Raw genomic sequence first — 2694 nt, forward strand, 5'->3', positions numbered from 1 at the left:
TCCATGCCCTTCAATTGCCGAGCAGTTCGAGATCCTTGCCGCCTGATCATTGGCGCGAAAGCGTCGCGTCGTGACCGAAATCACGATTTGCGACAGAACCATCCGAACAGGCAATAATATGTCCATGGCCTGAGCATGCAGCGGGTATATCTGCACGGCATCTCCAGAGCGGCCGACAGGAGGCGTTGGATGTCTTCCTTGGAATAGAGATATGGCCGTGCCCGCTTCGGGCGAAAGGGTAGCAAACCGTCTGGGGGTATCTGGGTCCGCGGATCAGCGGCAGCCCGATGACGGGCGAATACGCGGACGTGGCCCAGCCGTCTCGCCCAATGCGAAGGCTGCGCATGCGATGGTCGCTGAGCCCAGGCAAGGGCGAGCTCCGTCGTGATATATGGCGTGTCATTGGCTTCCAGAAAGGTGACGAAATCGAACAATCCTCTTCCCGCCTCTCGCAGCTTGAACCCCAGCCCTCGCCGCATCTCGATGTAGTCCTGAACAGCCTGTCGGAGTGTGCTCATTGAACTTCTCCCGGCCACGGCAAAGCCAATGTTCGCAACGCGTTCAGGTCGACCTTGGCGTAAATCGCCGTTGTCTGCACATGACGGTGGCCCAGAACCTCACCGATCTCACCCAGCGACGCGCCGCCACGCAGCATCTCTGAGGCAAGCCCATGTCGGAACTGATGCGCTCCCTTTGTGGGAGCGTCGATCCCGGCCCTTTTGAGTGAGCGTCGGATAACTGACCCGAGTCCACTCTGGCCAGTGAAACCACGGATCGGGGCCTTGTCGCGCAAAAAGACGCGACGACTGGCATTGCGTGGACGCGACTTCCCCAGGTAGTCGGCAATCGCCTCGCCAACATCCGCAGGCAACGGAAGATCGTTGCGCTGCCCGTTCTTGCCAACCACATGGATCTCTCCGGCTGCCCAATCGATATCGTCGAGTTCGAGCGTCACCAGCTCGCTCGACCGCAATCCCAATCGCGCCAATGCGAGGATCATCGCATAATCGCGACATCCGATGGGCGTATCCCGATCAATGCTGGCGAGTAAACGAGCTACCTCTTCGCGGCCGATCGCACGAGGAATAGACGAGAGCGACCAGTTGGCCACGATCGGAACTGCTGCCGCCAAGTCTGCGGTGGTGTCTCCACGATAACGCGCATAGGAGAGAAACGACCGCAATGCGGTCGTGATGGTTTTGGCGCGTCGCATATTGAGACGCGAAACCCTCTTTTGCACGAAATCGGTCACGTCGACGGCGCGCAGTTGCGCGAGCGACACCCCACCATCACTGAAGCGGAAGTTGAGAAAATCTCGAACGACTGGCCGGTAATTTATAATCGTTTGACGAGATAGCGCACGTGCATCTTGCAAGTACCGCTCGTATGCCAGCACATGCTGTTCTACCGGCGATGGGCTGTGGTCGGCCTTAATCTCTTCGGCGATCGCGTCCTGGCTTCGTAGAAAGGCCAATAGATGTCGAAGAGCGGCGTCATCTCCAAGCTTTGGCCGCTGCGCTCGGTCCAGCAAATAACGCCCAGCATGGTCTCCACTTATGTCGCTTAGCGCAATCCCCTTTTGCCGAAGCCAACTGCTGAAGCCTGCAGCCATCAGCACCTGGTTCCTCGTAGAAACAAGACCATAGCCTCGATCAACGAGCCATTCGGCAAACGGGATAATGTAACTCGCCACCGGACCCTCTGGCGGCCGCGACAACGCAAAATCAGCATTGATGAAATACTTCATTCTTCGCTCCCTTCTCAAGCTGGATTGCTGGAAGGGCTACGAACTATGTCTATACGCTATCTATAAAGCATTGAAATCTTTGATCGAAATCTAGCTACCCGACATAGTCGGGCAGGGTAGATAGTGCCGCCTATGTTGATCAAGACATAGCCGGCACGCCACCGCCGTGCACCTCATCTCGGCGGGCGTCGACGTTACGGTCATCCGCAGCTGGCTCGGCCATGTGAGCCTCGACACAACCAACCACTATGCCAGGGCCAATCTGGAAACGAAGCGGAAAGCCCTGGAAAAGGTCGCCGTTCCAACGACACCCGGCGGCCAGCCATCTTGGAAGCGCGATGCAAGCGTGCTCGCCTGGCTGGATACGCTCTGAAATAATGCGGAGGAACATGGACAAAACCGGCGAAAATCCGCCAATCAGGCCGCGCTCCTCCGCATTACGGGGATCTCGTGATTATGCAGAGCGTTTTTAGCTTGGCGTCGCGCAGAAAGGCGGCTGGCGAGAGCGCGCTGTGGTGGATCGCGACGGTGAGCTAAAAACGTGTTGGACTAAGCCGCCGGCACAGGTGGCCGCTATGGGCGTTCAATTGAGGCCGTGCCCATGAACAGGCATGGCGTGGGCGCGGATGCGGTCGTGGACGCGGCGATTGCAGGGGTCGGTGCGCCGAAAGCGGCACGGATATCGGTTGCGGCAAGGTGAGGACCGGCGCCGCGTCCTGCCGGGAGAGGCTGCCCGGGGGTGATGGCGGCGCACCTTCGCGGGACCGGCTCGGTTTTGCGGCCGAACGGCGCGGGCGATACGGTGACGACGAAAGCTGAGCGCTTCTTTCATGATGTATCCCAGTATGGCGGGGGTCCGGTGACGCCGTCGAACGTTTCGATGACGATCATCCGCCCCTGATGACAGGCCGGGCATTGCCGGAGGGAATGCCCGGTAAGGTCCTCGT

At 59.1% G+C, this 2694-nt stretch carries 2 protein-coding genes; one reads left to right on the forward strand and one right to left on the reverse strand.

The genetic code is table 11. The features are described 5' to 3' along the window. Positions 1–514 precede the first annotated feature (514 nt). Positions 515–1747: a site-specific integrase gene (locus tag ACFFNA_RS03525; protein WP_378915644.1), complete on the reverse strand. Its 1233-nt coding sequence runs from the start codon at positions 1745–1747 to the stop codon at positions 515–517. 166 nt (positions 1748–1913) lie between these two features. Here ACFFNA_RS03525 and ACFFNA_RS03530 point away from each other — a divergent pair, with 166 nt between their 5' ends. Further along, a complete protein-coding gene (locus tag ACFFNA_RS03530) occupies positions 1914–2120 on the forward strand; it encodes a site-specific integrase (protein WP_378915646.1) in 207 nt (68 codons plus the stop codon). The last annotated feature ends 574 nt before the right edge of the window (positions 2121–2694 follow it).

It is taken from the genome of Mesorhizobium kowhaii (assembly GCF_042431665.1).
Taxonomy (GTDB): Bacteria; Pseudomonadota; Alphaproteobacteria; order Rhizobiales; family Rhizobiaceae; genus Mesorhizobium; species Mesorhizobium kowhaii.